This window comes from Pedobacter punctiformis, assembly GCF_027213715.1.
GTDB classification, from domain to species: Bacteria; Bacteroidota; Bacteroidia; order Sphingobacteriales; family Sphingobacteriaceae; genus Pedobacter; species Pedobacter punctiformis.
This window is the reverse complement of the sequence record NZ_JAPWGM010000005.1, coordinates 190607-214548: the sequence shown is the minus strand read 5'-3', so window position 1 is coordinate 214548 and position 23942 is coordinate 190607. Positions and strand designations below refer to the sequence as shown.

Genomic DNA, 23942 nt, shown 5'->3' with positions numbered 1-23942 from the left:
GTCATTTTTACGTTTTCCTAAAAACTATTGCCTTAATGAAGTTGCCATAGTAAAATTGCTCTTCAATTTTTTGATATCCTTTAACTAAAAAATGAGGCTCCATATTAATTAAGGCAGTGGCTTCGACAATTTTTATTAGCTTAAAAAAACTGTACATCAGTTTAAGCAAAGCCGATTTCCACCAGCGTCCATTTCCATCACCTACGGTAAAATCGACCAGGAACCAGAGTCCTTCTACTTTTAGTAAGGAATTTAACTTTTCAAAAACAAGTGTTGCCCTGCTTTCGATAAAATTATCAAACAGAAAAGGAGTTAATATGACATCAAATTTGTCGGCCGACTGAAAGTCTTCTATACCAGTGTGTATAAAATCAACCTGATTGCCTTTAATATTTTTTTTCTTCGAAAGTGCAATCATCTTTTCAGATATTTCGACATAAACAATATGCAAGCCTTCAGTATAAATCTTAGTTATTTCTTCTAAAATCCAACCTGTACCGCCTCCAACAATTAAAATTAAATTGTCTTTTTTAAGGTGTTTTAACTGATCAATTTGTGCATTTAACTGCGACTTAAAAAACACCAATCTGCTTAGCTGATCGTAGTGATTGGCTATTTTATCGTAGTTATTGGTCATTACTGGTTAATTGTTTAAATTATTTCAATCGGGTTAACCGTTTAAAATTTTAATTTTTACTGCACAAACTGCATACCTATAATGCCACAAATGGCTTTGAATAATATCAGCCCATCAATAACCATTAAATAGTATAAAATATTCTTCCGTTTATGCATAGAATAGGCTATGTAAATGGTTAGGATGAAGGGTAAAACATTAAAAAATACCTGGAGCAGGCCAAATCCCTTAAAATAAGCAAAAATAAAAAGGGAAATAAGACCAATGATGAGCAGTGGAATCAGCACATAGAAAATCGTTCGGCGCAAACCATACCTAACTACAAAAGTTCTTAAATGCTTATTTGCATCACTGGGGTAATCTTTTATATCAAAAATAATAGCATTAACCGTGCAAAACATCCAGTTTTTAATAAAAAGCCAGGTCCATAAAAGCGGGTCGTGATAGCCAATCCCTGTTTCTATCTTCAACATAATCAGGGGTAAAACATTGGCGCAACAGGCCCATACAAAACCAATAACAAAAGCTTTAAGCCAACCCGTGTTCCGTAAATTAAATTTAAGAAATGAGCGTGGAAGTAAGCCATAATACAAAGCCCCGGCTATAATAATAACTATAATGGCTGTCCAGTAACTCAAAGGAAGTTTTAGGATATTGTAATAGTTGTGATAAAGTAAATTAACTGACAGCGCTATACAAGCTGTAAAAAGCAATACCTGACTCCAGTTAATAAAGGTTTTATGCTTGTAATACCACTGGTTTCTTGGATTGGTTGAAGATGGCTTTGTAGAAACTTTATTATAGGCGTAGGTATAATATATGATGGGTGCCAGAAACAACAGCATAAAATAGTTTATCGAGTTGTAAGGCAGCCTAAGTTGATTTGTAGCTTCGATGGTAAGGGCAACAGCCAATATTCCTACAAAGTAGTTACCGAAGAAAATAAAGCGAACAATTTTATTACCCATCTACATTTCAAACAAATTGCAGCCGCCAATTTCGGATATAAATTTGAATAAGATAAATAATTATAGTGATTATATTAAAGTGGTGATAAAAAAGGCAAAACAGTATACATCAACCTGTTTTGCCCTTTAATAATTATGGAAGTGTGGTTAAATTAACAGTTGGGGCTGTACCTGTGGCCGTTCTGGTAAAGGTTTGATTGGCATTAACATAATTGGCAAAAAAACCGCCATTTTGCAAATAAAATTTACCTCCTGAAACACCACCGGCATAATCCATTCTTTGCTGATTGCTGCCCGTAGCATCAATGGTAAAATTAGCAGAGGTAATTTCTGTCCAGGTACCTGAGGTATTTCTTATCCATTGGTTATTGTACTCAGCTTTTCTACCCAAATGGCCATTGGTATCGATAAAGTTTTCTAAAAACGAGTATAATCCGGTTAGATAAGTATTTGTATTTGGTTTTTTCCAGGAAGCCATAAAAGTCCAGGTGCCCAGCTCAGGGGCATAAAACCAGGATGAAAAGATTGTATTACCTAAACCGTCGGGTTTAGCCTGCGTTAAAAATTTATAGGTATTACCTGTAATCCAGTTGTACACCAGGTAAGATTGCCCACCTTCTCCTTCTCCGGTAAAGTTTGTTGCCACTACATTAGTTCCTTTTCTGGTCCAGGTTGTGGTTCCTCCGGTTGGGTTCCATACAGAAAAAATCATCCATCTTTCAGTAGCTGATTTAACCTGCATACCAAAATATCCACCATTAAATCCATTTGCCATGTAATAACTTCCAATTTTATCCTGCCCAGCCGGAACGGTAACTTCGTTATAAAACCATTCGGTATTGGCGGGCGTGCTAAAACCTAAATGAACAGAAGGGCCTCTTCTTGACCAATAATAATTTGCAGGATCGTTAGCATAGTTAACATTTGAAGCAACTGAAGTACCACTGATTACCAGATCGGTAAGATCAGCAAAATATGACCCTGTTTTACTTACCCCCTGAAATTGAACCGTTACGTAACCGGGATTGGTAATATTAACTGTACCTACATTATAAGTGGTATAAGCCGAACCTGTTGCGGTTACATTAAATGGTGTTCCGTTAACGGTAATTTTTAAAACACTTGTACCACTGGGTACAGATATTTTAGCGGCAACAGTTAGTGTACCAGTGTTTCCAAGTCTGAAATAAGAACTGAAAATACTGTTTGCATTTGTCCAGTTTGCCAATTTTGTGCTGGTAACGGTTTCTGCCCCGCCCGATGCCAATGTGGTTACAAAAGCATTGCCTCCCATTGAAACTGTTAGTGATGTACCTCCCAAAGATTCAGTGCTTGCCCCAGCTTTCTCTTCTTTATTTAGAGCAACATCATTTCCACTCAATCCGGTTTCTTGCTTTTTACAGGAAGTTGTAAATAATACAAATCCTAATATAATTAGGTTTGCTATTGATTTAGTTGTTTTTTTCATTGGTTAAGTTTGTATTTATAGTTTAGTTGAGATGTATCAAAATTAAGTTGTAAAGCACTAATACTTTATCCTAATTTAACATGAGATGGTACAACACCTACAAAATTAAACCATAAAAAACAACGCAAACGTTTGTCTTAAAGAACATTACATTTTTAGTAAAAATCCTTATAATGAATTATTAATACTACAATTTTAAGGTTATTTGGACAGAAAGATTTCAGATTTTGCTTTAAGGACTTTAAAAGATAGCAGAGAAAGAAAAAACATTAAAATTATGCTGGCTAAAAGTCGTAATCAATCGTTTGTGTAAAGAAAAAGGAAGTTAAATAGTATGTTGATTTAAAAAATTTTGCAATAAAAAAAGCCTTCCGGTGAACTGAAAGGCTTTGTGTGTGGGAAATGAGGGGTTCGAACCCCCGACCCTCCCGACTGAAAATGTCGGGATGCTATGAACCTGCTGAGTTAATGAGTTTTTCTACCATCTTTCTGCTTTTCCATTTCTTAATCTGATTTTCCCGAAATATGGCTTCTGACCTAGTGCTGAAGACCTCTTTCCAAACGATTATCCAATCTCCTGTATGTCCGGTAAAACCACGATGATTTGTATTGTGTGTTTTTATGCGATTTTCAAGATCTGAACTACAACCAATATAATATCGATTCCTTAATGTTGAATACAAAATGTAGGTATAATACATACCTAAATATAAAACAAAAAAGCCTTCCAGTGAACTGAAAGGCTTAGTGTGGGAAATGAGGGGTTCGAACCCCCGACCCCCTCGGTGTAAACGAGGTGCTCTGAACCAGCTGAGCTAATTTCCCCTTTTTAGGGTATTCCAAACTTTGTATAAAAAAGCCTTTCAGTTTAAATTGAAAGGCTTTTGTGGGAAATGAGGGGTTCGAACCCCCGACCCCCTCGGTGTAAACGAGGTGCTCTGAACCAGCTGAGCTAATTTCCCTTCCTCCGTTTGGGAATGCAAATATAGCGCTATAAAATTGTTGTGCAAATATTTTTTATTATTTTTCTCAGGCCAGCAATGTTTCCAGAATTTTATGCGATTGCACTTCTCCAAACGAGGCTGTATGTAAGGTATAGAATACCAATATCTTATCTAACAGAAATCTTCGCTGAATGTTGCTGAATTTTATTTCAAATATTTTTTCCAATGGCAAATTAAAAAGTGAAATAAATCTTAAAGCATCGTCCAATTCGAGGTAATGACTATGAACCGGAGGTCTTGAAACAAACTCTCCTTCCTGTAAATCGAAATAATTTTGATCGTTTCGGTGCTTATCATTTGGAGAAAAACCTAAAAACCGGGTTAATTTTAACAAAAATGACAAGTGAAAATTGGGATTGATTTCGGTACTTTCATCAAACCAGGCTATGGAATTAAAAATATAGTCGAATAAACTTTCGTCGGCAGATTGTTGCCTGATACTTTTATACAATACTTCATTTAAGAAAATAGTAATGCTACTTTTTATTACGTCATAGGGTATTGTTTTAAAAACAGGCGTTTGTCTGATCTCAGCAATACGCTGAATATTTGTATTTGCTTTATGATATACCACCATATCCAACAAATGCAACGACTGCAGCATATTCATTTTAACTTTTGACCGGGGCTTTTTAACGCCATTAATCAGGTAAGATTGCATACCAAATTTATCGGTAAAAACCTGCACAACCACACTGGTTTCGCTGTAATTTGTGGTCTTTAAAACTATACCTCTAACTTTGTGTAACATGTCTGATCAAACAATTTTTTCAAAAGTATGTTATTTGTGCAAATTTAAATACGCAAAAAATAATCCTCGTTTGCAAATAAGGTTTAGTTTTGTCGTTATTACTGTAAATTAAAACTAAACTTCACATGTGGGTTAAGCTATCAAGATTCATCCTCCAGAACAGAATTGCAATTATCGTATTTTTTTTAGCGGGCACCGTTTTCATGGCCTGGCAAGCTAAAAATGTTAAATTATCTTACACAGGGAGTAAAATTTTACCCGTTACAGATAGCGCTTTTATAAAATATAATGCCTTTAAAAAACAATTTGGTGAAGATGGCAGCATTATGGTTGTGGGTATACAATCGCCGGATATCTTCAAAAAAGAAGTTTATAATCAATGGATTCAGCTATCCAATGAGATTCAGAAGTTAAAAGGAATCAAACAGGTTTTATCTACCGGAAGGATCTTTCAACTGGAGAAAGATACGGTTAATCAAAAATTTGCTCTAAAGTCACTACCAGGTGGCTTGGTTCAAACAGATGCCGGTATGGATTCTATCAAAAACTCTTTATACAATACTCCATTTTTCGAAGGATTGGTTTTCAACAAATCTAATGCTACGTTAATGGCCATAACCTTTGATACTAAAATTTTAAATACGGCAGAAAGAAATCCTATTTTAAAACAGATTGAAGAAAAAGCAAAGGCTTTTCAAAAATCAACTAAAATTCAGGTGCATATTTCAGGCTTACCTTATATCCGCACAGCGGTTAGTAAACTGGTAAGTAATGAATTTGTACTTTTCCTGGGGCTTTCTATATTAGTTTCGGCCATTATTCTTTTATTATTCTTTAGAAAGTTTTATGCGGTTTTCTTTCCCATACTAGTTGTTATTATGGGAGTAATATGGAGTATTGGCACTTTGGTTCTATTCGGATTTGAACTGACGATCTTAACCGGATTAATTCCACCACTTATTGTAATTATCGGGATTCCGAACAGTATTTTATTATTGAATAAATACCAAAACGAGTTAAGAAAGCATGGGGATAAACAAAAAGCCTTAAGCATTACCATTGAGCGTATTGCGGTTACCACTTTGATTGCAAATATTACCGCAGCCATTGGTTTTGGAGTATTATATTTTACAGGCAGCGAGTTATTGATGCAATTTGGCAGCGTAGCTTCCATCAACGTAATGGTAACCTGGTTAATGTGCCTGTGCCTGGTTCCAATTATATTCAGTTATTTGCCAGCTCCAAAATTAAAGCCTCAAAATCATGTAGAAGAAGGGCTTTTACACCGCATTCTGGTGGGGACAGATCAACTGGTTCAAAACAAAAGCGGCTTAATTTATATTAGCACTATTGTTATTTCAATTATAGCCTTTATTGGGGTATTGAAAATTAACGTGAACGGTTATGTTGTGGATGACTTACCTAAAAATTCAGAAATTTTAACGGACCTTAAATTCTTCGAGAAAAACTTCGAAGGTATTCTTCCTTTAGAGGTAAGTGTAGATACAAAGAAGAAAAACGGGGTTTTAAATCTGACCAATTTAAAGAGGATAGAGAAACTGGAAAAAATGATTGCAGCTTACCCTGAATTCTCAAGACCAATTTCGTTAAACATGGGTTTAAAATATGCCACTCAGGCATTTTATAATAACGATTCTACCTATTTCCGTTTGCCCGATAATATGGAGAAAAACTTCATTTTGGCCTACATTGCCAATGGCGGAAAAGGAAATGCAAGTTTATTAAACAATTTTATTGATAAAGATAAACAGAGCACCAGATTAAGTTTTCAAATGGCGGATGTAGGCTCGAAAAGACTGGATGCTATTTTACTGGAGTTAAAACCAAGAATAGATAGCATTTTGCCTCCTGCTAAATTTGATGTAGAGCTTACCGGTTCGAGCATTATTTTCTCTAAGGGTACGGATTACATGCTTAAACACCTGGTTGAAAGCATTGGGCTCGCCATTGTATTAATCTCTTTATTGCGGTTGGCACAGTTTAAGAGCCTTGGTATTATGTTTATTTCCTTACTACCTAATATTGTTCCACTCATTATTACAGCCGGAATTATGGGATATTTCGGGATTTCATTAAAACCATCGACCATTTTAATCTTTACCATAGCCTTTGGATTGGCATCCGATCAAACGATATACTTTTTAACCCGTTATCAGCAGGAACTGAACCTAACCAATTTTCCGGTTAACAAAGTAATTACAGATACCATTACGGAAACGGGCGTAAGTATGACGCACATTGCTTTAATTTTATTCTTTGGATTTGGAATATTTACGGCATCAACTTTTGGCGGAACCGTTGTTTTGGGTTTACTATTATCCATCACCTTGTTTGTAGCCTTAATTTTTAACCTGACCTTACTGCCTGCCCTGGTTTTATGGCTGGATAAAAAGAAAGTTAGAAAGGTTATTTCTGAAGAGGATTTAGCTAAAAATCCTATTGACTTCGATCATTAGAAGGAATAATTTCATCAGATTTACCAGGTAAAGCACATTAGATTTTATATAAATCAATGTGCTTTTACTTTGTGTAGCTTTTAATGTTAAAGCAACAAAACGCCCACGCTCCAGCCTAACCAACCTGTATAATTTTGATTGCTGAATGAGAAATTTTTATGTTTTTGCTGCAACAGGCCATAATTTCCAATCTTTTCGTTTTGTTTGGTGTAGTACACATTTAAAGATGGGCCGCCTTGTATGGCCAGCCATTTGTTGATCCTGATGTTTACGGGCAATTCGATTTTATTGAGCAGGTTAAATTGATCCCAGCTTCCCTGGTAAACATATTGAGCATTTACTTCAGGGTTTATAGAAAATCTTTTATACACGTTAAGTTCGGTTCCAAACCCCAAACCTCCTGTATAAAGTTTCGACGAAGCTTTATTATCATATCCAAACATTAGCATGTTATACAAACGTTTACTCCCACCCTTATACACAAAGTTTACGGGAGTAGTTTCGTTGGTACTAAAACCCAGATTATGATACCCATTCATAGCAATATTTATTAACCCAATTGCATAACCTTCATTTTTTTGTGCAATATTAATAAGCCCTACCTGAACACCTTTTAATGTTTTCGCATAATTAAGACCAGCGGCAATTTGTAATCCGTTAGCCGTTTTTTGGGTAATATTGGTTAAAGAAGCAACACTGAAACCATTTACCTCCTTATTATAATTTGCAACGCCTGCAATTTGAAGGCCTGTACTGCTGCTTTCAACAGCATTTCCAAAAACACCAACTTGAACACCTTTTTTAACTCCTTTACTGTGGTTAAATGTAGCAACCTGAAACCCGTTAGTAACGCCACCAACAGAATTAAGACCAAGCGCAGCTTGTAAACCATTCATATCTCCTTTTGCCCTGTTGTAAATACCAGCCACTTGTGCGCCCTTAAGGTTTTTACCAGTCCGGTTATAACCCAAGCCAATTTGCAGTGCATTAACATTGCCAACTACATGGTTAAAAAGACCTGCAACCTGAACACCTTTAACATTACCTCCAACAAGATTAAAAGCGCCTGCAAATTGAAAATACCTTACATTAGTTTTATCAATATTAAAAATGAGCCCTACTTCCATGCCATCAACACCGGCACTATAAGCTCCAATAGCATTAAAAGAAAAATTGTTAACCACCTGCCCGCTTAATGAGCCGTGCGAATTTATGCCCGGAACCAAGGCAAACTGTACGGGAGCTTCTGATATAAAACCACCGATATTAACGGATTGGATTTGTTGCTTTGCTGTAATTAGGGCCCTGCCCAATGCCGTCCGTTCTACATCAAATAAATCACCATCTACAAACCGCTCGGTTGCTATTCCATCTGTACGGTCGTCTGCATTTTTGCTAATATTCACTTCAGCCAAAAAGTAATTGGTTACTACCTTATAATTTTCCTTAGTTACAGTTAATGCAATAGGTTGAGTAATATTTTTCAATCGGATGGAGAAATACCCGTTCTCATCAGAGAGTTGCGACTGCAGCAGAAATTTTTCGTAAATACTGGCATTTTTTATGGGTACGCCACTGTATTTATCTACTATTTGCCCGGTAATGGAATAAGATTCGGCATTGCCCGACGATTCTTTCACCATCAAAACCAACTCGTGCGGCGCATATCGTACAATTACAAAATTGCCCGACTGATGATATTCATATCGCTGATTTAAAATCAGATCAAGCGCATCGCCAATGGTTAAATTATTTTCGCGGATATTAACCACACTATCCAAAGGCATAATATTGCTGTTGTAAGAAAACCTGAAATCTCCTTTTTGCTCAATCATAGCCAATACTTTTTTAAGTGGCTGATTTTCGATTTGCAAAGAAATTTTTCTGTTTAAAGTAGTTTGAGCATTTAAGGTAAAGGAAACACCCGTTAGAACCAATAAAACAAAACCAAGTTTGATAAAAAAATGCATGGGATAATGAAGTTATTTTAATTCTATGATTCCATTTCGGGTAACGACCTTTATTTTGAAAGTTTGGGCAATTACATTTAAAATTTGATTCAGCGATTCATTTTTAAATGTGGTACTAATTGGTAAGGTTTTAATTTCAGGGTTACTGATTACAATATTTGCGTTAAACTTTTCATTTAATACGGGCACCAATTCTTGCAGTGGTGTATTGTCGCAAACCAGTTCATTGGTATAATAATAATTGTACAATTTGTCCTTGCTAAAAGCTTTATTCAGGTGTTGCTGATTGGATTGCAATTTCACCCTTTCTCCTGCCACTAAACGAACGCTATCCCGGGCATTATTTACTTTTACAATGCCGGTTTCTACAATTACAATGGTTTCGCCGTTAATGCTTTTAACATTAAAAGATGTACCCACAACGGTTACTGTAACATCATTTACTTTTATAATGAAGGGTTTAGATTTATCGGGTTCAACTTTAAAAAAGGCTTCGCCTTTAAGGTTAACATCTCTAATCTTTTTAAAGAAACCACCTTTATACGAAAGCGTTGATTCTTTATTTAAAATGGCAACTGAACCATCGGGAAGGGATTTGGTCAGCACCTGATTTGTTGAATGAACATTAACGTTGCTTGCAATGGTATTTAAATACATAAACCAGCCAATACCGCAAACCACAGTTATAATGGCTGCAATACGGAGTATTTTCAGATATGAATTACCTTTATTTTGTTTAATCAAACGTGCATTTAATCGTTCCAGTGCTTCATACTCATCAATATGCTGATCAGGCTGAAGTTTACTTTTCTCCAGAATCGTTTTTAAATCTTCAAGGTATTTTAAATTTAAAGGGTGTTCATTTACCCACTTATCTACCGCTGTGCGCTCCGTTTCCGAAGCTTCATCAAGCAGGTATTTGGCGAGTAAATCATCATTTATATAGGTATACTTTTCATCCATACGCTTTACATCAAATAAATGAATAAGAAAATTAGAAAATCGACCATTTTTAAGCGGAGTATTTTCAGGGCCTTACCCATTTGGTTTTCTACTGTTTTTATTGAAATGTTTAAAGCATCAGCAATTTGCTGATATTTAAGTTGCTCAAAACGACTTAACTGAAACACTTCGCGACATTTTTCGGGTAAATCATTGATGGCGGCATGTATATTTCGTTCCAGTTCTGCGGCCATCAAGTCTTTATTCAAATTTCCCATGTCATTTTTCGCTGAATCTGCATAATGCAGATCAAATTTTGAGCGTATTTTTTTATGCTTCAAATAATTCAGGCTTTCGTTGTGTACTGCCCGATAAAGAAATGATTTTAAATATCCATCGGTTTTAAGTTGCGCTCTTTTGGTCCATATCCGAACAAAAACATTTTGCACAATCTCTTCTGCATCATCACGCTCTTTAATTATGGTATAGGCATAAGCATGCAAACTTTTAAAATGTTTAATAAAAACATCATCAAAGGCCAGCTTGTTTCCTTCTTTAATTAGTGCTATGAGGTTGGTATCGTTACTTTCCAAGTGTATTAAAAGATTGTTAATATTATTTTCGCATCATTTATTGCTCAATCAACCTCTGCTAAACATTCAAAATTGCTTTCAATTTACGTCTTATAATGATTTCTTTTAAAAATCCGGGGATAATTTTATCCAGCAACACCAAAAACCGGTTGGCTAAACCCGGAATAATCTCTTTTTGTCCTTTCAGTACGCCGCTTATCGCAGCCTTTGCCACTACTTCAGGTTCCAAAATAGTTGCTTTTGCCATGCCTTTTAAACTGTGGTTAAGTACCAGCAATTCAGGCTTGGTATTAATGCCCCCCGGACTTAACAGGCTAATGTTTACTTTTGTACCACTCAGTTCAAGCTGTAAGCATTTGGTAAAATAACCAATAAACGATTTTGTTGCCCCATAAACCTGTTTCTTGGGTACAATAAAATGACCGCCCAAACTACCCACATTTAAAATATAATTCTGCTCATTTTTATTAATGTGGTTTAAAAACAATCTGGTTAATAATACAGTGCTGGTAATGTTTAAGTCGATCTGTGTTTTATAAAACGCGATATTCTTTTCTTCAAACCATGACCAGTTACCCAAACCGGCATTATTAATAAGCAGGTTTACTTTTACCTTATGCTCTTCTAGCATTTTAAAAATATCGTACGCAGAATTGGCTTCCGTTAAATCTTTTTCAATGCAAAAAACTTTATTGTTAAAGTTTAACCGAAGGTAATTGGCCAGGTGATTTAACCCGCTGTTTGGCAATGAAACCAATACTAAATCCATGCCTCTGCCGGCCAGTTCTAAAGCAAAAGATTTCCCTAAACCTTCACTTGCTCCAGTAACCAAAGCTGTTAATTTTTCCATAAAGCGTTCTTTTGTAAATGTTCGATGGTTTTACTAATACCAATTGTAAATGGCGTTATTCTGTAATTTAATTCGGCAATTGCTTTATTGCTGTTGTATTGCTGGTTGCAATTTAACCGGTCGGCAAACTCCGGAAGAAAATAAGGCGTTAAGCTAAAAAAACGAGTTTTAAATGCTTCAAACTGACTATATGCTTTAATTACCCTTACCGGAATTTTAAACAAATTCCGGTTCTTCCCCGTAATCCTCCTTAAAGTTTCAAAAAAGCTGTTAAAACAAATATCTTCTCCACCCAAAATATACCTTTCTCCGTTTCTGCCATTGCCCATAGCCGAAACATGGCCGTTTACTACATCATCTACAAAAACATAATTTGCAATTGCATTTCCGTCGCCGGGAATAAAATGCCAGGTACCGTTAATGTAGCCGTTTACCATTTTACTTACGGTATTGCTGTCTGTTATCGGTCCATCGCCATAAACTCTTGATGGATTTACAATAACCACATCCAGTCCTTTTTTAACAAACTCCTTTACCTCCAGTTCTGCCAGGTATTTTGTTCTTTCATAATTAATTGCAAAACCTACCGCCCGTGGATCGTTTTCAGAAATGGGCAGATTTAATGTTGGCCCCCAAACCCCACAGGTAGAGGTATGTACAACCCGTTCTACCCCTAGTTTTAAAGCGCAGTTTAAAACATTCCGGGTACCCAGCACGTTGATATCGTAAAAATCCTGCTCATTTTTACACCACATTTTAGCCATAGCCGCAGTATGGTAAACCTGATAACAGTCTTTCATGGCACTTTCCAAACTTTCAATCTCTAAAATATCGCCTTTAACAAATTGAATATTGCGATGAGGAATAAGGTATGGATGATGAATGTTTCTGCACAATGCAATTACATCATAACCCATTTCGGCTAATGTTAAGCATAATTTACGGCCTATAAAACCAGATGCGCCGGTAACTAAAACTTTAATGTATTTATTGGTTACTGCTTCCATAATTAAACCCTCTCCATTTTAATGGTGTACAAAGAATGATTTACGGTAACGGTTCTGCAAATACCGTTTTCAAATTGATAGTCGTTATAATTTCCATCAGGCAATGTAATGCGGTATTGATGATTGCCTTTCTTTTGGACCGGGACAAAACATTGAAAATTATCAGAATAGACTTCAGTAATATTTACAGGTTCGCTGCTGTACAAAAGCATCATACTGTAAACAATGGGTTGTTTTATGATACTTATTTTTTTGCCTGCCTGCACCTGGTAAACTTCATTTTGCAAGCTGGTCTTTTTAAACTCTTTAGGATCTCCGTTTACAACGCGGTTAACTCCGGAAGAGATCAATCTGCCATTTTTAAAATGAGCAACATCTTCGGTTTCTACATCAATTTTAAATACAAAACGGGTGTTTACCTTTGACGTAATTTTTAGAAAGGTATTGGTTCCATCATCTTTTTGACTAAAATGCATTTGCCCAATAACTTCACCATTACGTTTAATGTTGTATTTACTGTTTTGTTGCTGGGCAAACAATTGCGTGGTTGCTGCCATAAAAATAAAGGCCAATGCCTGAACTTTTAAAGCTGATGCTTTTTGCAGCAAGTTTCTTTTCTGAATTCTGGGTGCAATGTATTTTTTGCATAGCCAAATAATAAGTGCGGGTATCATATTATCTCTAATTATGTTGTTTTAGAGCTAATACAATCGTAAAGGTGTTTACCCCTACGCGGTGATAATTTATTTTTAGTTTAATAATGAGGAAGACAATTATTTTCTGCTGCTGCAGGCTTTCTCTTCTTTGGGCAAAGTTACTGAGTGGCGTTGAACTGTTCCTTCCAAAAAAAATGACCTTGCCGATTGAGAGTTTAACGAAGAAAAGTTTCATGTTACTGCAATCAGAATTATAACGTTGCTATTCAAGGAAGGATGCAAGCCTTGACTTGGGTACCTTTTTGTTAAGAAAAAGGTACGAAGCCTGTCTGGCTAAGACAAAATACTGATAAATCTACGATTCTACCGCAGGCTTTTCCTCTTCGTCCTCTTTAATCTCAATCGTTGGATCGGTTAAAATTTCAGCATTTCCGTCCTCATCTTTTTTTGCAAATAAAATCGGATATAAAAACCAAAGGGCACCAACAATGAGCAATACACCAGCCAGCATTTCAAAATAAATAGCACCTTTCACCTCATTCGCATCCATAATTTTGTACGCGATAAATGAAAGCACACCTGCAATAATTACAAATACTGCTTTCTGCAATTTTAAGAGCCTGATCATGGGAGTTTCTTTTTTAGGGTAATGATATGAATTAAAACAAAGATTAACCCAATTAGTTCAAGAAAACCACAAAAATAAAAGCTGTACAAAATAAAATCACGATTTGCCGGATTAATCAACGCTACAATCGGTAAAGCCACAACCGCAATAACCATTAACGTAATTCCGATGTTAAATAATTTCATTGGCAAAAGTATTTATAGCTAAAACTACCAAAATTCAGTCAAAAACTTTAACTTTGCAACCTTATTTTTTTTGAAGGTACTTGATTGATGTATAGGGAATTTAAACAGTTGGATCTTGCCAAAATAGGGCAGGAAATATTAGATTTTTGGAAAGAAGAAAACATATTTGAAAAGAGTATTTCTTCACGCCCAAAGTCAAACCCGTTTACTTTTTACGAGGGTCCGCCGTCTGCCAATGGTATGCCGGGGATTCACCACGTAATGGCTCGTGCGATTAAGGACATTTTTTGCCGTTACAAAACCATTAAAGGCTTTCAGGTAAAACGAAAAGCCGGATGGGATACGCATGGCCTGCCTGTTGAACTCGGAACTGAAAAAGAGCTTGGCATTACCAAAGAAGATATCGGCAAAACCATTTCTATTGAAGCCTATAACGAAGCTTGTAAAAAAACCGTAATGCGTTACACTGATGTGTGGAACGACCTGACCGAGAAAATGGGTTATTGGGTAGATATGAATGACCCATACATTACCTACAAGTCTAAATACATGGAATCGGTATGGTGGCTTTTAAAACAGATTTACGATAAAGGTTTGTTGTATAAAGGTTATACCATTCAACCTTATTCTCCAAAAGCAGGAACTGGGTTGAGTTCTCATGAGGTCAATCAACCGGGCGCTTACCGTGATGTTACAGACACAACGATTGTTGCCCAATTTAAAGCCCTGCCAGCAAGTTTGCCTTCTTTTTTACAAGCATTTGGCGATATTTACCTGATGGCATGGACCACAACTCCATGGACTTTACCATCCAACACGGCTTTAACAGTAGGACCAAAAATCGACTATGTTTTGGTTAAAACTTTTAACCAATATACATTTCTCCCAACTAACGTTATTTTAGCAAAAAATCTGGTTGGGAAACAGTTTAGTAAAATATTCTTTGAAAGCACTGAAGCAGAAGATTTCATCAATTTCAAGACTGGAGATAAGAAAATACCTTATCAGATTATTGCTGAATGTAAAGGAACTGAGCTGGTTGGAATTAAATACGAACAGCTTTTAACCTATGCACTACCCTACCAAAATGCGGAGCATGCTTTCCGTGTAATTTCGGGAGACTTTGTTACCACAGAAGATGGTACCGGTATTGTACATACTGCGCCTACTTTTGGTGCAGATGATGCTAAAGTTGCCAAAGAAGCGATTCCGGAAGTACCGCCAATGCTGGTACTGGACGAAAACGATACACCTGTGCCGTTGGTAGACCTGCAGGGTAGATTTACTAAACATGTTGGCCCTTTTGCAGGAAAATATGTAAAGAACGAATACTACAATGCTGGCGAAGCACCTGAGAAATCAGTTGATGTGGAAATCGCCATTTTATTAAAAGAAGAGAACAAGGCTTTTAAAGTAGAAAAATACGTACACAGTTACCCGCATAGCTGGAGAACTGACGAGCCTCTTTTATATTATCCTCTGGATTCCTGGTTTATTAAAGTGACCGACATCAAAGACAGAATGTTCGACCTTAATGAAACCATTAACTGGAAGCCAAAATCTACGGGTGAAGGCCGTTTTGGCAACTGGCTAAAAAGTGCCAACGACTGGAACTTATCACGATCAAGGTATTGGGGAATTCCTTTGCCAATATGGAGAACTGAGGATAAAAAAGAGGAAGTGCTGATCGGTTCGGTTGAAGAACTATATCATGCAATTGAAAAATCGATAGCGGCTGGTTTCCAGAAAGAAAACCCATTTAAGGGATTTGAGATTGGAAACATGTCTGAGGAGAATTATGATCTGATTGATTTGCATAAAAATGTAGTGGATCAGATTGTTTTGGTATCTCCATCGGGCAAACCAATGAACCGTGAAAGTGATTTGATTGATGTATGGTTTGATTCGGGTGCTATGCCTTATGCGCAATGGCACTACCCTTTTGAAAACCAAGAAAAAATTGACGGAAATGAAGATTTCCCTGCAGATTTTATTGCTGAAGGTGTTGATCAGACCCGTGGCTGGTTTTACACGCTGCATGCAATTTCTGCTCTTGTTTTTGATAAGGTGGCCTATAAAAATGTGGTATCAAACGGTCTGGTGCTGGACAAAAACGGGCAAAAAATGTCTAAACGTTTGGGTAATGCTGCTGATCCGTTCGAAACCATTAACGAGTATGGTGCTGATGCCACCCGCTGGTATATGATTTCAAATGCAAATCCCTGGGATAATTTAAAATTTGATATTGAAGGAATTGCTGAAGTACGCCGTAAATTTTTCGGAACACTTTACAATACCTACAACTTCTTTGCTTTATATGCCAATATCGACAAGTTTGAAATTGATAAAAACAATTTAAGTAAAGTTGCTGACAGAACGGAGTTAGACCGCTGGATTTTGTCGTTATTGCAAAACCTGATTAACGAAGTAGATGAGGCTTACAATACTTATGAGCCAACTAAAGCCACGAGAGCAATTCAGACCTTTGTTGATGAGCATTTAAGTAACTGGTACATCCGTTTAAGTCGCCGCCGTTTTTGGAAAGGTGAAATGACGGATGATAAACGTGCTGCTTACGAAACACTTTACACCTGCTTAGAAACCCTAACGCAATTAATGAGCCCCGTGGCACCATTTTTTGCCGATTGGTTATACAGAAATTTAACGGTAACAGATAAACAGGCAGCGCAATCTGTTCACTTAACATTATGGAATGAGGCAGATGCAAGTTTAATTGATCATGCATTGAATGAAAGAATGCTTTATGCACAGGATATTTCCTCAATGGTTTTATCATTGCGTAAAAAATCAAGCATTAATGTTCGCCAGCCTTTAGAGAAGATTTTAATTCCTTCATTAAATGGAGATTTCGAACAAAAAATATCAAAAGTTGCCGATTATATTTTGTCTGAAACAAATGTTAAGCATATTGAGTTTATAACCGATACACATGGCATTGTTAAGAAAAAATTAAAGCCTAATTTTAAATCATTAGGTAAAAAAGTTGGTAAAGATATGAGTACTGTTAAAGCAGCCTTGGAAAATGCAAATCAGGATGAGATTCACCGCCTGGAAACTGAAGGTTTCTTAACTGTTGCAGGAAGTGATGATGCAAAATATACCATCGACCTAAATAGCGATGTTGAAGTATTTGCGGAAGACATTCCGGGATGGCAGGTAACAAACCTGGGCAATCTTACTGTTGCACTTGATGTTACCATATCCGAAGCACTTAAACAGGAAGGTATTTCAAGAGAGTTGGTTAACCGTATTCAGAATTTACGTAAAGAATTGAATTTTGAAGTGACCGATAGGATTAAAGTTAAGTTACAAAATGATAACTTAGTGGCAGATGCAGTTGCTAAAAACAAAGATTACATTTGCGCCGAAATCTTAGCAGACGAATTTGAATTAACTGACGTTTTAAATGATGCAAACAAAATCGTTATCGATGATGTTGAGCTAAGCATTTCAGTACATAAAATATAAAGAAATCCATTAATTAGTAAATTAGAGATATCATAACATGGAAAACAGCAATAAAACACGCTACTCAGACAGTGAATTACAAGAATTTAAAGAATTAATTCAAGATAAATTACGCGTTGCCAAAGAAGAACTTAACTCGTTAACAACTTCTTTAAGCAACCCTAATGCAAATGGTACCGAAGATACTTCTGGTGCTTATAAAACATTGGAAGACGGTTCGGCAACGATGGAAAAAGAACAAATCAATCAATTGGCTGCCCGTCAGAAAAAATTTATTGATAATCTTGAGGCTGCTTTGGTTCGTATTGAAAACAAAACTTATGGTATTTGTCGCGAAACCGGTAAATTAATCCAAAAAGAACGTTTACGTGCTGTTCCACATGCAACTTTAAGTATGGAAGCTAAATTAAAGCAGGGTTAATGAAAGGCTATACAAAACCTTTAATTCTAATCTTTTTGGTTTTACTGGCCGATCAGGCTGCTAAAACCTGGGTTAAAACTCATATGTATCTCGGTCAGGAATTTAATATCCTGGGCAAGTGGTTTATCATCCATTTTACCGAAAATAATGGAATGGCCTTCGGAATGGAGTTTGGCGGTGAGTTTGGTAAACTGGCACTATCCTTATTCCGCATTGCAGCTGTAGCCGGTATTGGTTATGGATTACATTATTTGATTAAGCAAAAATACCACCGCGGCTTAATTTTAAATGTTGCCTTAATTTTTGCTGGCGCTTTAGGAAATATTATTGATTCTGTTTTTTACGGAAAAATATATGGCTACGAAAGCTGGTTTCACGGTCGTGTGGTAGATATGATTTATTTCCCGATTGCACAAGGACATTTCCCAACCTGGTTTCCCGTTTGGGGGGGTGAAGAGTTTGTGTTCTTCAGGCCTGTTTTTAACCTCGCTGATGCCGCAATTTCGGTTGGCGTAATACTTATCCTGGTTTTTCAAAAAAACTACTTTAAAGAAGATGTAAAGGATGATGTAAGCATTAACAGTGAAATTGTAGAAGAGTAATTTACGGTCATTCTGAGCTTGTCGAAGAATAATAAAAATAAAAAAGTCCATTTCTTAATTGAGATGGACTTTTTTATTTAGCTGGCGGTCATCTCTGATATATTTGTTTTTGAAACATATTTGTCATCCTCAGGCACGAAGGATCTGTTTCACAACTTGCAGATGCTTCATTCTTCAGCATGACAAAGTACATTAAGAATTTGGTTATTGACTTATATTCTCAATGTCTGATGTGGTAAGCTAATAATTAGAAAATGAGAGCAATAGCTAAATCGGCAACTCTGCTCCCGCTATCCTTTCTGCCAATAAAAGAATTGGCATTCATACTATCGGGTTTAGTAACTTTGGGTACCGCAATAAACAAAAGTTGCAAACGTAAAATTCACGAGGAATGGAATACTTGTAAAGCGGTTTTGAAATTTGGAGCAACAAACACTGTTAACTAAACCGTATTGCAGCGGTATCCCCTGTTTTTTCGACCGGGAATTTAGCGAAAAGACGGGCTGCTGCAAGTAACAAGCAGTAACCTTGCTTTCCAAATGCTTAATCTTTAAACATTAAACAAATTAAATAACCTACAAAATAAGCCAGCAAATCATAAAAGCTAAATGAGGTACCCAGCACAATGCTCATGAGTTTATTGTCTTCTAATCCCAGCCACTTTACGTAATTAACAGCTTGTAAAAACTCAATCCCGAAAGAGAAAATTAATACCGCAAAGGCAAGTTTTTTATAATTTGTTTTTAAAAATATCCTGAAAAAGGCATAAATCAATACCACCACTAAAACATCGCCCCCGAAAGGCCGGATGAATGCATCGTTAAGATATTTACCGATTAGTATTTCCACTAAAAGGATAAGCAGGAAAATAAAAAGGAATTTGGTGCTAAACGTTAATTTCATATTTAAAAAAAGCCCCGATGTTTATCGGGGCTTTGATATTTTAGGTTAATTAAGACTAAATGCCTAATAATAATCTGGCCGGGTCTTCTAATAATTGTTTAACACGAACTAAGAAGCCAACCGACTCACGCCCGTCAATAATTCTGTGGTCGTAAGATAAGGCAACATACATCATCGGACGAATCACCACTTCGCCTTTTTCTGCTACCGGACGCTCAACGATGTTGTGCATACCTAAAATAGCCGATTGTGGCGCATTGATAATTGGTGTAGACATCATTGAACCAAATACACCACCGTTAGTGATTGTAAATGTTCCGCCAGTCATTTCTTCGATGGTTAATTTGCTGTCGCGTGCTTTTAAAGCCAGTTCTAATACTGATTTTTCGATTTGAGCCAGGCTCATGCTTTCCGCGTTACGGATAACAGGAACCACTAAACCTTTTGGTGCAGAAACAGCGATTGAAATATCAGCAAAGTTGTTGTAAACCAACTCTTCGCCTTCAATACGGCCATTTACCGCAGGGAAATCTTTTAAAGCTTCTGTTACCGCTTTGGTAAAGAAACTCATAAAGCCTAAACCTACGCCATATTTTTCTTTAAACTGATCTTTATATTTTCCGCGTAAGTCCATAATTGGCTTCATATTAACTTCGTTAAACGTAGTTAACATGGCGGTTTCATTTTTAACGGCTACTAAACGTTTTGCAACGGTTCTGCGTAATGGTGACATTTTTTCACGACGCTCACTACGGCTTCCTGCAGGTGCAGCAACTGCCGCCGGAGCTGCAGCGGCTTTAGGAGCCTCCGCTTTTTTACCGGCTTCTGCTTTTACAGCATCTTCTTTGGTAATACGGCCGTCAACACCAGTACCTTTTACACTGGACGCATCAACTCCTTTTTCTGCAAGGATTTTACCCGCAGCAGGCGAAGGCGTTCCTGTAGCGTAGCTATCGCCAGCACGTTCGGCAACCGGAGCAGAAGTTTTATCTTCAGCAACAGCTGCTTTTTCTTCAGCTTTAGGGGCATCCTCTTTTTTAGCTGGAGCAGCGCCACCATCTTCAATTTTACAAACTACTGCTCCGATTGGTAAAGTATCACCTTCGGCAGCTATGGTTTTTAAAGTTCCGGCTTGTTCTGCTGTTAATTCAAAAGTAGCTTTATCCGATTCTAATTCGGCAATTACTTCATCCATTTCTACGGCATCGCCATCATTTTTTATCCAGCGTGATAAAACAACTTCGGTTATCGATTCGCCAACCGGCGGAACTTTTATCTCTAAACTCATATTTTTATTTTTGTAATTTTCTTTTTTATTAATGTTGAAAGCTTTAAATGTTTGTGTGGTAAACCTTACCCGTCAAACCTGCTCACCTTCTATCTTTTAGTCGATTTGCACTAACTTTTTACCTGCTTTTTTTGCAATGTTTTTTACTTCCTGAGTTACTTCAACCTCTAAAGCTTTTGCTAAAATATAAGCCTGCTGATTGGCATGTTGTTTAGCAAAACCAGTTGCAGTACTGCTGCTTTCTTTTCTTGAAATTACATCAATACCTTTTAAGGCCGTTTTATATAAGTGGCGGAACAAATATGGCCATGCACCCATGTTTTCTGGTTCTTCCTGAACCCAGAAAATTTCTTTAGCATTTTTATATTTCTTCTGGATTGCTTCCATCTGATCAACAGGAGTTGGATATAATTGCTCTACACGCACAATAGCCACATGTTTTAATTGATCAGCCTGTTGTTTTTCCAACAACTCGTAATATATTTTACCGCTACAGAAAACAATGCGTGTAACTTCTGCAACTTTAACATTTACATCGTCAATTACTTCTTTAAATCCACCTTCGGTAAAATCAACTAGAGGACTTACACATTTAGGATGGCGTAATAAACTTTTAGGGGTAAAAACAACCAATGGTTTACGGAAATCGCGTTTAAATTGGCGGCGTAAAACATGGAAAAAGTTTGCCGGAGTAGTACAATTGGTTACCTGCATGTTATAATCTGCACAAAGCTCCATAAAACGCTCAATACGTGCTGATGAGTGTTCAGGACCCTGGCCTTCATAACCGTGAGGCAACAACATCACCAAACCGTTCTCACGCTGCCATTTTGTTTCTGCACTGGCAATATACTGATCAACAACAATTTGTGCTCCGTTAAAGAAATCACCAAATTGTGCTTCCCAAATGGTTAATGCGTTAGGGTTAGCCATTGCATAACCATACTCGAAACCTAAAACACCATATTCTGATAAGTGCGAATTGTAAATATCAAAAGGTGCCTGCTGATCTGAAATATTTGCTAATGGTACATATTCTTCTTCGCTATCTTCAAGGGTTAAAACCGCATGACGGTGAGAAAAAGTACCACGTTCAACATCCTGACCACTTAAACGAACACGTTTGCCTTCTGATAACAAAGTACCGTAAGCCAGCTGCTCGCCCATTGCCCAATCGAAAAGGTTGGTATCGTTAACCATTTTGCGACGTTCATCAAATAATTTCTCAATTTTTTTGAAGAATTTCTTATTGGATGGTAAAGTTGTAATGCGTTTACCAATTTCTAACAAAGTTGATTTTTTAACTGCCGTAACCGGAGAAGTTTCAAAATCCTGGGGGGTGGCAATACGTAAATCAGCCCATGCACCTCCAAACTTAACTTCGGCATTGGTAGATACAAATTCTTTAGCTTCATTTAAACGCTCCTGCAAAATACCACGGAATTCTTTTTCCATTTCTTTTGCCAAACCGGCCTCCAGTTTACCTTCTTTAGTTAATTGCTCGACATAAATTTCTCTTGGATTTGGATGTTTTTCAATCGTTTTGTATAATAATGGCTGAGTGAATTTAGGTTCATCGGCTTCATTGTGCCCGAAACGACGGTAACATAAAATATCAATGAAAACATCGTTTTTATATTTCTGACGATATTCCATAGCTAAATTAATCGCGTAAACCAATGCTTCAGGATCATCTCCATTTACGTGGAAAACAGGCGATAAAGTTACTTTTGCAATATCCGTACAATACGTACTGGTACGTGCATCTTTATAATTTGTAGTGAAACCAATCTGGTTATTAATCACCAGGTGAATGGTTCCACCTGTTTTATAACCTTCAAGTCCTGCCATTTGAATCACTTCATAAACAATACCCTGTCCTGCAACAGAGGCATCACCATGAATTAATATCGGTGCTAAACGGCTGTTATCACCTCCGTATTTAAAATCAATTTTTGAACGGCTCATACCTTCAACCACACCATTCACAGTTTCCAGGTGAGATGGGTTTGGACATAAGCTTAAGTGAACACTTTTGCCGGCTACCGTAGTTACATCAGTTGAATAACCCAAATGATATTTTACGTCGCCACCAAAAGGGGTATCTGCATTATAGCTTTTACCTTCAAATTCGGCAAAAATATCTTTATAAGTTTTTTGCATGATATTGGCCAGCACATTTAAACGACCGCGGTGCGCCATACCAATAACAAATTCTTCGATTCCCAAATCAGCACCTTTTTCAATAACTGAATCTAATGCCGGAATTAAAGCTTCTGCTCCTTCTAAAGAGAAACGTTTCTGACCTAAGAATTTGGTTCCCAGAAAGTTTTCGAAACTCACCGCTTCGTTTAATTTTTTAAGAATGCGTTTTTTCTCTTCGATAGAAAAGTTAGGGGTGTTGCGCACACTTTCCATTTTTTGCTGAATCCAGTTCAACACTTCCGGTGTACGTAAAAACTTAAACTCTGCACCGATAGAGTGGGCATAGGTTTGTTTTAAAACGGCAACAATATCTTTCAGCTTTGCTGCTCCAATGCCAATTTCTACACCTGAGTTGAAAACAGTTTCTAAATCTGCATCCGACAAACCAAAATTTGCCAGATCTAAAGTCGGAAGATGTTTACGGCGCTCGCGAACCGGATTGGTATGCGTAAATAAGTGACCGCGACTGCGATAGCCATCAATCAAGTTTAACACATTAACTTCTTTCAGAAATTGTTCAGGTGTTTCTACGGTTACTGCAGGTGCTTCAGACCCACGTCCGAAATCAAAACCTTCAAAAAATTTTTGCCAGCCAAATTCAACCAATTCCGGATCTTGTTGATATGACTGATATAAAGACTCTATATAATCGGCGTTTGCGCCATTAAGATAAGATAATTTATCCATTATTAACTGTTTACTATAAGCATTACAAAATTAGAATTTTACCTTATATAAATGGTAAAAATCTCTATTTATTGCACAAAAAAATATAAAATGGAACAATTTGACTTCCAGTACAATTAAATGATTGGGCAATAGAATGAATGTACCATAGAATTATGAACAATTCGGATGCCAGAATAACCTTTTATTTAAATTGTAAAGCTTTGATGGT

Annotated in this window: 20 protein-coding genes and 2 tRNA genes; 4 read left to right on the top strand and 18 right to left on the bottom strand. The window is 36.8% G+C overall.

Annotated features, from left to right (window positions below; genetic code table 11):
* Positions 1 to 7 precede the first annotated feature (7 nt).
* From O0955_RS14860 to recO, 7 genes are all read right to left on the bottom strand, one after another.
* Complete coding sequence (locus O0955_RS14860) at positions 8 to 637, bottom strand: class I SAM-dependent methyltransferase (protein WP_269428345.1); 630 nt, start codon at positions 635 to 637, stop codon at positions 8 to 10.
* Positions 638 to 693: 56 nt separating this feature from the next.
* On the bottom strand, positions 694 to 1605 hold the full coding sequence (locus O0955_RS14855) for a UbiA prenyltransferase family protein (protein ID WP_269428344.1): 912 nt from the start codon (positions 1603 to 1605) through the stop codon (positions 694 to 696).
* A gap of 133 nt (positions 1606 to 1738) precedes the next feature.
* Positions 1739 to 3073 (bottom strand): DUF3472 domain-containing protein, encoded by a 1335-nt coding sequence (locus tag O0955_RS14850; RefSeq protein WP_269428343.1) that lies wholly within the window; start codon positions 3071 to 3073, stop codon positions 1739 to 1741.
* 449 nt (positions 3074 to 3522) lie between these two features.
* Positions 3523 to 3774 carry a GIY-YIG nuclease family protein gene (locus tag O0955_RS18215; protein WP_428982429.1) on the bottom strand — a complete coding sequence of 84 codons (252 nt, stop codon included), beginning with the start codon at positions 3772 to 3774 and terminating at the stop codon, positions 3523 to 3525.
* A 49-nt stretch (positions 3775 to 3823) separates the two neighbouring features.
* A tRNA-Val gene (locus O0955_RS14845) sits at positions 3824 to 3898 on the bottom strand.
* Between the two features lie 62 nt (positions 3899 to 3960).
* Positions 3961 to 4035, bottom strand: a tRNA-Val gene (locus tag O0955_RS14840).
* A 67-nt stretch (positions 4036 to 4102) separates the two neighbouring features.
* Entirely contained in the window at positions 4103 to 4828 is a 726-nt protein-coding gene (gene recO / locus O0955_RS14835) for a DNA repair protein RecO (RefSeq protein WP_269428342.1), read from the bottom strand.
* A gap of 125 nt (positions 4829 to 4953) precedes the next feature.
* Here recO and O0955_RS14830 point away from each other — a divergent pair, with 125 nt between their 5' ends.
* Positions 4954 to 7305, top strand: a complete 2352-nt coding sequence (locus O0955_RS14830) for an efflux RND transporter permease subunit (protein ID WP_269428341.1) — start codon at positions 4954 to 4956, stop codon at positions 7303 to 7305.
* A gap of 86 nt (positions 7306 to 7391) precedes the next feature.
* On the opposite strand, the gene O0955_RS14825 is transcribed toward O0955_RS14830, so the two are convergent.
* From O0955_RS14825 to O0955_RS14790, 8 genes are all read right to left on the bottom strand, one after another.
* Positions 7392 to 9275: a peptidase associated/transthyretin-like domain-containing protein gene (locus tag O0955_RS14825; protein WP_269428340.1), complete on the bottom strand. Its 1884-nt coding sequence runs from the start codon at positions 9273 to 9275 to the stop codon at positions 7392 to 7394.
* 12 nt (positions 9276 to 9287) lie between these two features.
* Entirely contained in the window at positions 9288 to 10238 is a 951-nt protein-coding gene (locus O0955_RS14820) for a FecR family protein (RefSeq protein ID WP_269428339.1), read from the bottom strand.
* A gap of 5 nt (positions 10239 to 10243) precedes the next feature.
* On the bottom strand, positions 10244 to 10810 hold the full coding sequence (locus O0955_RS14815; RefSeq protein ID WP_269428338.1) for an RNA polymerase sigma-70 factor: 567 nt from the start codon (positions 10808 to 10810) through the stop codon (positions 10244 to 10246).
* A gap of 58 nt (positions 10811 to 10868) precedes the next feature.
* Positions 10869 to 11660 carry an SDR family NAD(P)-dependent oxidoreductase gene (locus tag O0955_RS14810; RefSeq protein ID WP_269428337.1) on the bottom strand — a complete coding sequence of 264 codons (792 nt, stop codon included), beginning with the start codon at positions 11658 to 11660 and terminating at the stop codon, positions 10869 to 10871.
* Positions 11648 to 12667 (bottom strand): NAD-dependent epimerase/dehydratase family protein, encoded by a 1020-nt coding sequence (locus O0955_RS14805; protein WP_269428336.1) that lies wholly within the window; start codon positions 12665 to 12667, stop codon positions 11648 to 11650. Before O0955_RS14805 ends, O0955_RS14810 begins: the two co-directional genes overlap by 13 nt.
* Before the next feature lie 2 nt (positions 12668 to 12669).
* Positions 12670 to 13341, bottom strand: a complete 672-nt coding sequence (locus tag O0955_RS14800) for a DUF6134 family protein (protein ID WP_269428335.1) — start codon at positions 13339 to 13341, stop codon at positions 12670 to 12672.
* 337 nt (positions 13342 to 13678) lie between these two features.
* Positions 13679 to 13951 carry an isoleucyl-tRNA synthetase gene (locus O0955_RS14795; protein ID WP_269428334.1) on the bottom strand — a complete coding sequence of 91 codons (273 nt, stop codon included), beginning with the start codon at positions 13949 to 13951 and terminating at the stop codon, positions 13679 to 13681.
* Positions 13948 to 14136: a hypothetical protein gene (locus O0955_RS14790; protein ID WP_269428333.1), complete on the bottom strand. Its 189-nt coding sequence runs from the start codon at positions 14134 to 14136 to the stop codon at positions 13948 to 13950. Before O0955_RS14790 ends, O0955_RS14795 begins: the two co-directional genes overlap by 4 nt.
* A gap of 87 nt (positions 14137 to 14223) precedes the next feature.
* Here O0955_RS14790 and ileS point away from each other — a divergent pair, with 87 nt between their 5' ends.
* From ileS to O0955_RS14775, 3 genes are read left to right on the top strand one after another with little or no spacing between them, the layout of a single operon-like run.
* Positions 14224 to 17625, top strand: coding sequence for an isoleucine--tRNA ligase (gene ileS, locus O0955_RS14785; RefSeq protein WP_269428332.1), 3402 nt, complete (start codon positions 14224 to 14226; stop codon positions 17623 to 17625).
* A 37-nt stretch (positions 17626 to 17662) separates the two neighbouring features.
* The gene (locus O0955_RS14780) at positions 17663 to 18046 is read left to right on the top strand and encodes a TraR/DksA family transcriptional regulator (RefSeq protein ID WP_131539164.1); all 384 of its coding nucleotides are present in this window, start codon (positions 17663 to 17665) and stop codon (positions 18044 to 18046) included.
* Positions 18046 to 18648: a lipoprotein signal peptidase gene (locus O0955_RS14775; RefSeq protein ID WP_269428330.1), complete on the top strand. Its 603-nt coding sequence runs from the start codon at positions 18046 to 18048 to the stop codon at positions 18646 to 18648. Before O0955_RS14780 ends, O0955_RS14775 begins: the two co-directional genes overlap by 1 nt.
* Before the next feature lie 543 nt (positions 18649 to 19191).
* Here O0955_RS14775 and O0955_RS14770 read toward each other — a convergent pair.
* The 3 genes from O0955_RS14770 to O0955_RS14760 form a co-directional block, all read right to left on the bottom strand.
* Entirely contained in the window at positions 19192 to 19551 is a 360-nt protein-coding gene (locus O0955_RS14770; RefSeq protein WP_269428329.1) for a ribosomal maturation YjgA family protein, read from the bottom strand.
* A 55-nt stretch (positions 19552 to 19606) separates the two neighbouring features.
* Positions 19607 to 20839 carry a 2-oxoglutarate dehydrogenase complex dihydrolipoyllysine-residue succinyltransferase gene (gene odhB / locus O0955_RS14765; RefSeq protein WP_269428328.1) on the bottom strand — a complete coding sequence of 411 codons (1233 nt, stop codon included), beginning with the start codon at positions 20837 to 20839 and terminating at the stop codon, positions 19607 to 19609.
* Between the two features lie 96 nt (positions 20840 to 20935).
* A complete protein-coding gene (locus O0955_RS14760; RefSeq protein ID WP_269428327.1) occupies positions 20936 to 23731 on the bottom strand; it encodes a 2-oxoglutarate dehydrogenase E1 component in 2796 nt (931 codons plus the stop codon).
* Positions 23732 to 23942: the final 211 nt, after the last annotated feature.

Bases quoted from the DNA above. Each gene is read 5' to 3' on its own strand.
- O0955_RS14770 (WP_269428329.1), bottom strand. From the start codon at position 19,551: ATGAAATTAACGTTTAGCACCAAATTCCTTTTTATTTTCCTGCTTATC.
- O0955_RS14825 (WP_269428340.1), bottom strand. From the start codon at position 9,275: ATGCATTTTTTTATCAAACTTGGTTTTGTTTTATTGGTTCTAACGGGT.
- O0955_RS14760 (WP_269428327.1), bottom strand. From the start codon at position 23,731: ATGGATAAATTATCTTATCTTAATGGCGCAAACGCCGATTATATAGAG.
- O0955_RS14820 (WP_269428339.1), bottom strand. From the start codon at position 10,238: ATGGATGAAAAGTATACCTATATAAATGATGATTTACTCGCCAAATAC.
- O0955_RS14850 (WP_269428343.1), bottom strand. From the start codon at position 3,073: ATGAAAAAAACAACTAAATCAATAGCAAACCTAATTATATTAGGATTT.
- O0955_RS18215 (WP_428982429.1), bottom strand. From the start codon at position 3,774: ATGTATTATACCTACATTTTGTATTCAACATTAAGGAATCGATATTAT.
- odhB (WP_269428328.1), bottom strand. From the start codon at position 20,839: ATGAGTTTAGAGATAAAAGTTCCGCCGGTTGGCGAATCGATAACCGAA.
- O0955_RS14830 (WP_269428341.1), top strand. From the start codon at position 4,954: ATGTGGGTTAAGCTATCAAGATTCATCCTCCAGAACAGAATTGCAATT.
- O0955_RS14780 (WP_131539164.1), top strand. From the start codon at position 17,663: ATGGAAAACAGCAATAAAACACGCTACTCAGACAGTGAATTACAAGAA.
- ileS (WP_269428332.1), top strand. From the start codon at position 14,224: ATGTATAGGGAATTTAAACAGTTGGATCTTGCCAAAATAGGGCAGGAA.
- O0955_RS14805 (WP_269428336.1), bottom strand. From the start codon at position 12,667: ATGGAAGCAGTAACCAATAAATACATTAAAGTTTTAGTTACCGGCGCA.
- O0955_RS14775 (WP_269428330.1), top strand. From the start codon at position 18,046: ATGAAAGGCTATACAAAACCTTTAATTCTAATCTTTTTGGTTTTACTG.
- O0955_RS14810 (WP_269428337.1), bottom strand. From the start codon at position 11,660: ATGGAAAAATTAACAGCTTTGGTTACTGGAGCAAGTGAAGGTTTAGGG.
- O0955_RS14790 (WP_269428333.1), bottom strand. From the start codon at position 14,136: ATGAAATTATTTAACATCGGAATTACGTTAATGGTTATTGCGGTTGTG.
- O0955_RS14795 (WP_269428334.1), bottom strand. From the start codon at position 13,951: ATGATCAGGCTCTTAAAATTGCAGAAAGCAGTATTTGTAATTATTGCA.
- O0955_RS14855 (WP_269428344.1), bottom strand. From the start codon at position 1,605: ATGGGTAATAAAATTGTTCGCTTTATTTTCTTCGGTAACTACTTTGTA.
- O0955_RS14860 (WP_269428345.1), bottom strand. From the start codon at position 637: ATGACCAATAACTACGATAAAATAGCCAATCACTACGATCAGCTAAGC.
- recO (WP_269428342.1), bottom strand. From the start codon at position 4,828: ATGTTACACAAAGTTAGAGGTATAGTTTTAAAGACCACAAATTACAGC.
- O0955_RS14800 (WP_269428335.1), bottom strand. From the start codon at position 13,341: ATGATACCCGCACTTATTATTTGGCTATGCAAAAAATACATTGCACCC.